Source organism: Leyella stercorea (assembly GCF_021531355.1).
GTDB lineage: Bacteria > Bacteroidota > Bacteroidia > Bacteroidales > Bacteroidaceae > Prevotella.
On record NZ_JADYTS010000102.1, the window covers coordinates 1 to 7,628 of the forward strand.

Below are 7,628 nucleotides of genomic sequence, written 5' to 3' on the forward strand. Positions count from 1 at the left end.
CTTCTGTTTGGGGGTGGGGCTTCTGCTTGGGGCTTTTTCTTTATATTCTAAATATACTCCTCCCCTTTCTTCATTTGTATCTCGTTGGTGAGTCGTCGTACGTTTGACGACGAGTCTTCCTTGCGACATACGAGGAGCACGTTGCCCTCTTCGGCAATGATGCAGTTGTCAATGCCACTTACCACAGCCAATCGACCGTCAGAAAGCTTTATCACGTTGCCGCGGGCATTGTCGAGCACAGCATCAGTATTTATCACAACGTTGTCGCCTTCGCCCTTGTGCATGGCCTCGTATATGCCGTGCCATGTGCCGAGGTCGGCCCATCCGAAGTTGCAACGCATCACACATACGCCGTCAGTCTTCTCAAGAATGCCCGAATCGAGCGACACATTAGGATATGAAGGGAAATTGTCGTGGATAAAGCGGTTCTCCTCTTCGAAGTCGAACACGGGATGGGTTTCGTCGTAATTGCGCAACACTACGGGCAACAATTTACTGAAACACTTAGCCAGGCGGCTTGCATTGGCTATAAACATGCCTGTGTTCCACAAGAATTCGCCGCTGTCCATGAATATTTTGGCAAAGTCGCGCTCCGGTTTTTCTGTGAACGACTGTACGCTGAACACTCCATCGCACTCGGTATCGCCCATCTGAATATATCCATAGCCCGGTTCGGGGCGCGTAGGCTTCACTCCCATAGCCAGCACACGTTTGTGCTCAGCCACAAAACAGAAAGCGCGGTCGACACACTGCTTAAACTGTTCTTCGCCAATGATGGTGAGGTCGCTTGGCGTTACGATTATATTAGCATTTGGATTGATGTGAATGATACGGTGAGTAGCCCATGCCACACTCGGGGCTGTGCCACGATGGATAGGCTCGGCAAGCAGTCGGCTGCTGTCAAGTTGCGGCAGTTGCTCGCGCACCAGATGCGCATAGTCATCATTAGTGCTAACAAAAATATTATCCGGTGGCAATATGCGCGCAAACCGGTCGTAGGTCTGCTGTAGCGCTGTGCGTCCTGTGCCGAAGAAGTCGACAAACTGCTTGGGACGTTCTTCGCGTGAGCATGGCCACAAACGGCGGCCTTTGCCTCCGGCTAGTATGACACAATAGTTATTTCCTGTTTCTTTCATGTCATTATTTTTTTAATTTAGGTAATTCGTCATTTTTATCCCGAAAGAGATTATTTAGTGTTCACGAAGTTACGAATATAAAACGAGAGCACCAAGTTGGACACATGTTTTTAAAACGAATTTATCCTAAATGAACAATTATTAGGAAAAAATTTTGCAGAATAAAAAAAATATACTACCTTTGCACTCGCAAAAACGCCAATGCCCAGATGGCGGAATCGGTAGACGCGCTGGTCTCAAACACCAGTGGGGCAACCCATCCCGGTTCGAGCCCGGGTCTGGGTACTTAGAACGACTGACACTTTCGAGTGTCAGTCGTTTTTTTGTTTTAAAAGTTTGATTATTTTGATTTATTGGCGTATCTTTGCCGTAAAGCTATAAAAAACAAATAGAGGATTCTATAAAACAATCCTTCTAAATGAAACTTTCAGAATATGGCTCAGAACGAAACTTACGTAAAGCAATACCCCGACCTTATGGCGGGTAAGAAGATAATGTATGTACACGGATTCGCCTCATCGGCACAATCGGGCACGGTGACTATGCTGCGCACGCTGATGCCTGAGGCAACTGTTGTAGCACGTGACATTCCACTGCATCCCGAAGAGGGCATACAGATGCTGCGACAGATGTGTGAAGAGGAACAGCCCGACCTTATTATCGGCACTTCGATGGGCGGAATGTACACCGAGATGCTTAAGGGATACGACCGAATAATAGTAAACCCTGCGTTCGAAATGGGCGAAACAATGTCGAAATTCACGGGTAAGCAGGTGTTTCAAAATCCGCGCCAAGACGGTGTTCAGGAATTTATGGTGACAAAGGGACTGATAAAGGAATATCAGGAGATGACAACACACTGCTTTGCCGACATAACCGATGAGGAGCGCGGACGTGTGATAGGACTCTTCGGCGACGAAGACCCAATTGTGCACACATTCGGAATATTCAGCGAACACTACCCCACCGCCATACATTTCCATGGCGAGCACCGTCTGACCGACAAGGTGGCTATGCACTACCTGATACCAACAATAAGATACATAGACGACCGTCAGGAAGGACGTGAGCGCCCGGTAGTGTATATCGACATAGAGACGCTGCGCGACGGCTACGGCAAGGCGACAGCTTCGATGCACAAGGCTTACGAACGTCTTATTGAAAATTATAATGTGTATGTACTGGCCCCGTCGTGCACAAACAACCCGTCGGCTATGACCGACGATATAGCGTGGGTGGAACAGTATCTGAGCGCTCCGGCTTGGGGACGCGTCATATTCTCAAACGAACGCCAACTGCAATATGGCGACTATCTCATTGCACCCGCTCCACAACCCGAATTTATGGGCACAGTGATAGAATGGGGAAGCGATGAATTCAAGACGTGGGAAGAAATTATCGTGTTCTTCGACCGTTTGGGAGGACAATAAAATTGAGAGTTGAAAGTTTAGAGTTGAGAGTTATGATTACCGACGATTGATATTTTTTATTATTAGAACAATCTAATATTTTATATCTATACATTGTCGGAGCTATACATATCATAACTCTCAATTCTAAATTCTCAACTCTCAATTTTTTTAGTCTCAACTTTCAACTCTCAACTCTCAACTATAATAAGACTATTACTTTGAGCGGAACTTCTCAGCCTGCTGCTGTATCAGTGCCATATCGTTGAAGTAGTCAATCTGCATTGCCTTGCGCACCTCGTCCATTGTCTGTGCGGCTGTCTCGCGAGCAGCCTCGGTGCCCTTACGCAGGATGTTGAAAATTTCGGGAATGTCCTGTTCCAACTCGTGACGACGCACACGCATCGGCTCAAGAGTCTTGTTGAGCACATTGTTGAGGAACTTCTTGCATGTGCCGTCGCCAATACCACCACGCACATAGTGCTCCTTCAGTTCGTCGAGAGTCTTGTATTCGGGCCAGAACTCGGCAAAGTCGTCGGGTGTGCTGAATGCCTCAAGGTATGTGAATACGGCGTTGCCCTCAAGATTGCCGGGCTCGTCCATACTCATACGCGGTGCTCCGTTCGACATCTTCTTCACCTTCTTCCATACATCGGCAGCCGAATCGCTGAGGTAGATACAGTTGCCGAGCGACTTCGACATCTTCTCCTTGCCGTCGGTTCCGGGCAGACGACGTGCTGTAGCATTCTCCGGAAGCATGATTTCCGGCTCAACAAGCACCTCGCTGTATGTCTGGTTGAAGCGGCGAACAAGCTCGCGTGTCACCTCAATCATAGGCTCCTGGTCTTCGCCGGCAGGCACTGTAGTGGCCTTGAACAGCGTGATGTCGGCAGCCTGGCTTACGGGATAGCAGAAGAAACCAAGCGGAATGTTGGCCTCAAAGTTGCGCATCTTGATCTCGGTCTTCACTGTCGGGTTGCGCTGTACGCGTGACACGGTGATGAGATTCATAAGATATGTAGTCAGTTCGGCGAGTTCCGGAATCTGGCTCTGTATGAACAGTGTGCATTTTGTTGGGTCGAGACCAGCCGAAAGATAGTCGAGAGCCACCTCAATGATGTTCTGACGTATCTTTTCAGGATTGTCGGCGTTGTCGGTCAGAGCCTGAACGTCGGCCATGAACACAAACATGCGGTCGAAGTCGCCTGCGTTCTGCAGCTCGACACGGCGGCGCAATGAGCCAACATAGTGGCCCAAATGTAATTTACCGGTAGGACGGTCGCCTGTAAGAATTACTTTTCCCATATATTGATGTTTTTATTGTTTCGGTTCAGAAAATATCTTGTTTCTGTTCAGAAAATCAATACAAAGGTACACTATTATTTCCGAACGTCTTGTCTATATGGCCGAAAAATGCTTATTTTGAGGGATTTCGAGCTACAATGCAGCTCAAACCAGTATAAACAATCGAATAATACTGACAAAAACAAAACGGTGTGCCTCAAGTAAGAGACACACCGTTTTATTTTTATATACTATAAATTTCGTTATTTATCCGAAGATTAGTTGCTGCCCTCTGGAGCCTTGTCGATGAGGTCCATGAACTGGTCGAGCTTCGGAGTGATGATGATCTGGGTGCGGCGGTTGCGCTGCTTGCCAAGCTCGGTAGAGTTGCTTGTAACGGGGTTGTACTCGCCACGGCCACCTGCTGTAAGACGCTTCGGATCGACACCATACTGATTCTGCAAAGCCTGAACTACGCTTGATGCACGCAAAGCAGAGAGGTCCCAGTTGTTGCGGATGTTCTTCATCGAAGCAGCGTTGGTGTTAACGGGTACGTTGTCGGTGTTACCCTCAATCAGCACCTCATAATCCTTGTAGTCAGTAATAATCTTGGCAATCTTGCTGAGAGTCTCGGCAGCACGGTCGTTGATTTCGTACGAACCGCTCTTGTAGAGCATGTTGTCGGCAAGCGAGATGTATACTACACCCTTGAGCACCTGCACGTCAACCTCCTTCATCTCCTCCTTGCTGAGTGAGCGTGTCAGGTTGTTGGTGAGCACCATGTTGAGCGAGTCGCTCTTAGACTTCACCTCAACCAAGTGGCGGATATACTGGTTTGACTCGTTAATCTGGTCGACGAGCTTCGAGATATTAATGTTGTTGGCATTGGCATTGGTCAAACTCTTGTCGAGCGACTGCTGCAGCGACTGATAAGCCTGCTTGGCCTGCTTGAGCTGTTCCTTCTGCTGTGCCAACTGCTCCTCAAGCGAAGACACACGAGCCTTAGAAGCTGCGAGAGCCTCCTTGGCATCCTGATAGTTGCTGGTGAGTTCCTTATTCTCCAGACGACAGTTGTCCAAATCCTTCTTGCTTGCACAGCTTGCCATTGTGAGCAAGCCTGCCATCATTGCAATTGCAAATACGTTAACTTTCTTCATATTCTTCTTTGTTGTTTTATTAGCGTTGTTAAACAATATTATTATTAATTCGGGCTTCGGGCTGATGCTTTAAGCCGATACTCGGTTGCAAAGTTAAACTGAAACTTCATCAAACCTGTCTATTTGACGTTATAATAACTAAAATGTTGAATGTCTTTAATTTAATTTAACTTGCAAGGCTATTATTTGCTCATTTCGTGCAGATTGAGTATTTTTGCAGAAACAAATCGTAAATCTAAATCAACTTTTACATATGAATCATTTCAAGCATTTAGCCATTGCGGCATTGCTGGTGCTTTCAGCCGGCAGTGTTACAGCCAAAGACAACGTTGACTACGTGGATCCGTTCATCGGAACTACCAACTTCAGCATCTGCAACCCTGGCGCCATTCGCCCCCATGGATTGATGTCGGTGGTGCCGTTCAACGTGATGGGGTCTGACCTCAATCAGGAAGACAAGGATTCACGATGGTGGTCAGCGGTATACGAATACAACAATAAATATTTCACCGGATTTGCACACGTAACGCTGAGCGGTGTGGGATGTCCCGAAATGGGCACACTGCTGACAATGCCTACCACAGGCGAGCTGAACGTCGACTACCACAGCTATGGCTCGGAATACAAGAACGAGACAGCACGACCTGGCTACTACAGCAACGTGCTGACCAAATACGGCATCAAGTGTGAGGTGGCTGCCACAATGCGCTCGTCTATCGAACGCTATACTTTCCCCGGAGGCAAGTCGAACCTGCTGTTCAACTTGGGCAACGGACTCACAAACGAGATAGGTGCGTCGCTGCGACGAGTTAGCGATACAGAGTTTGAGGGCACCCGTCTGCTCGGCACGTTCTGCTACAATCCGCAAGCCGTATTCCCCATGTACTTCGTAGTGCGCGTCAACAAGAAGCCGGCAGCATTCGGCATGTGGAAGAAACAGCCCGACCTGCGCAACGCCCAGGCCCAGTGGGACACCTATCAGGGCAAGTACAAGCTCTATCCGGGCTACGGCCGCGACATGGCGGGCAACGACATAGGCTACTACATGACCTACGACCTCGCCAAGGGCGAACAAGTGGAAGTGCAGGTGGGCGTAAGCTTCGTGTCGATTGAGGGCGCACGCGCCAATCTTAATGCCGAACAGCAGGGCTTCAACTTCGACAAGACCGTGGCAGACACACGCGCAGAATGGGCTAACACACTCAACCGCATCAGCGTTGAGGGCGGAACCGACGAGCAGCGCCGCGTACTGTACACAGCTCTGTATCACTCGCAGATTCATCCTACGGTGCTTCAAGACGTTGACGGAAAATATCCGAAGATGGAGAGCAACGAGAACGGCCACACTAACAGCAACCGCTACACCATATATTCACTGTGGGACACCTACCGCAACCTCTCGCAGCTCGAGACTTTGCTCTATCCTGACAAGCAGGTGGACATGATCAACTCGATGATCGACATGTATCGCGAGTGGGGATGGATGCCCAAGTGGGAGCTGTTCGGCCGCGAGACATGGACAATGGAGGGCGACCCATCCATACCGTACATTGCCGACGCATACATGCGCGGTCTGCGTGGATTTGACATCGAAACTGCCTACAAGGCGTTCCGCACATCAGCCACCCTACCGGGCAAGGACAACAAGATGCGCCCCGACATCGACCCGTATATAGAGAAGGGCTATGTTCCACTCGGATTCTACGCTGCCGACATGTCGGGCGACAACTCTGTATCGCACGCGCTGGAATATTATCTTGCCGACAACGCTCTGTCGATACTCGCCAAGGAACTCGGCCACAACAACGACGCCAAGCTTTTCCGCCAGCGCTCACTCGGCTACAAGCGCTACTACTCAAAGGAGAGCGGCACTCTGCGACCGATTCAGAAGGACGGTTCGTTCCTGACACCGTTCAACCCTGAAGCAGGAGCCAACTTCGAGAACTGCCCCGGATTCCACGAGGGATCGGCATGGAACTACACTTTCTATGCTCCGCACGATGTAACGGGTATGGCTAAGATGATGGGCGGACAACGCAAGTTTGTCGACAAGCTGCAGATGTTGTTCGACAAGGGTCTGTACGACCCCGCCAACGAGCCTGACATTGCCTATCCGTACCTGTTCTCTTACTTCAAGGGCGACGAATGGCGCACGCAGAAGACTGTGAGCGAACTGCTGAAGAAGTATTATACAGCACGTCCCGACGGCATTCCCGGCAATGAAGACACCGGAACAATGTCAGCTTGGGCAATCTTTTCTATGATAGGCATTTATCCCGACAACCCCGGCGACCCGTCGTACACGCTCACCACACCCGCATTCGACAAGGTGACACTGCATCTCGACCCCAAGTTCTACCCCAACGGTGACATTACAATCGAGACCGACCGCACATCGCCGTCGCAACAGTACATCAAATCGGTAACTATCGGTGGGAAGAAGCTCAACGGTTTCCGCCTCACACACCGTCAGCTGATGGAAGGAAAAACACTGAAAATGCAGTTGAAGTAAGGATAAAAACTACAACAAAAACACTGACACTGATTTTATCATACGTAAATAAATGAAATGGGGGTGTGTCAAAATTCACACCCTCTTTTAAAATATCACAAAGCCCGAACTTTCACAAGCTCGGGCTTTG

At 49.3% G+C, this 7,628-nt stretch carries 5 protein-coding genes and 1 tRNA gene; 3 read left to right on the top strand and 3 right to left on the bottom strand.

Annotation, left to right across the window (positions count from 1 at the left end; all coding sequences use genetic code 11):
• Positions 1-47: 47 nt before the first annotated feature.
• Positions 48-1,136 carry a mannose-1-phosphate guanylyltransferase gene (locus I6E38_RS13765; protein WP_235394535.1) on the bottom strand — a complete coding sequence of 363 codons (1,089 nt, stop codon included), beginning with the start codon at positions 1,134-1,136 and terminating at the stop codon, positions 48-50.
• Between the two features lie 203 nt (positions 1,137-1,339).
• Between I6E38_RS13765 and I6E38_RS13770 the strand changes: the two genes are divergently transcribed.
• A tRNA-Leu gene (locus I6E38_RS13770) sits at positions 1,340-1,421 on the top strand.
• A gap of 149 nt (positions 1,422-1,570) precedes the next feature.
• Positions 1,571-2,566 (top strand): YqiA/YcfP family alpha/beta fold hydrolase, encoded by a 996-nt coding sequence (locus I6E38_RS13775; protein WP_235394536.1) that lies wholly within the window; start codon positions 1,571-1,573, stop codon positions 2,564-2,566.
• A gap of 195 nt (positions 2,567-2,761) precedes the next feature.
• On the opposite strand, the gene trpS is transcribed toward I6E38_RS13775, so the two are convergent.
• On the bottom strand, positions 2,762-3,850 hold the full coding sequence (gene trpS, locus I6E38_RS13780; RefSeq protein ID WP_235394537.1) for a tryptophan--tRNA ligase: 1,089 nt from the start codon (positions 3,848-3,850) through the stop codon (positions 2,762-2,764).
• A gap of 257 nt (positions 3,851-4,107) precedes the next feature.
• On the bottom strand, positions 4,108-4,986 hold the full coding sequence (locus tag I6E38_RS13785) for an OmpA family protein (protein ID WP_235394538.1): 879 nt from the start codon (positions 4,984-4,986) through the stop codon (positions 4,108-4,110).
• Between the two features lie 253 nt (positions 4,987-5,239).
• Between I6E38_RS13785 and I6E38_RS13790 the strand changes: the two genes are divergently transcribed.
• The gene (locus tag I6E38_RS13790) at positions 5,240-7,498 is read left to right on the top strand and encodes a GH92 family glycosyl hydrolase (protein ID WP_235394539.1); all 2,259 of its coding nucleotides are present in this window, start codon (positions 5,240-5,242) and stop codon (positions 7,496-7,498) included.
• Positions 7,499-7,628 lie beyond the last annotated feature (130 nt).

Excerpts from the sequence above, each read along its gene's own strand:
- I6E38_RS13765 (WP_235394535.1), bottom strand. The coding sequence starts at position 1,136 with ATGAAAGAAACAGGAAATAACTATTGTGTCATACTAGCCGGAGGCAAA.
- I6E38_RS13775 (WP_235394536.1), top strand. The coding sequence starts at position 1,571 with ATGGCTCAGAACGAAACTTACGTAAAGCAATACCCCGACCTTATGGCG.
- trpS (WP_235394537.1), bottom strand. The coding sequence starts at position 3,850 with ATGGGAAAAGTAATTCTTACAGGCGACCGTCCTACCGGTAAATTACAT.
- I6E38_RS13785 (WP_235394538.1), bottom strand. The coding sequence starts at position 4,986 with ATGAAGAAAGTTAACGTATTTGCAATTGCAATGATGGCAGGCTTGCTC.
- I6E38_RS13790 (WP_235394539.1), top strand. The coding sequence starts at position 5,240 with ATGAATCATTTCAAGCATTTAGCCATTGCGGCATTGCTGGTGCTTTCA.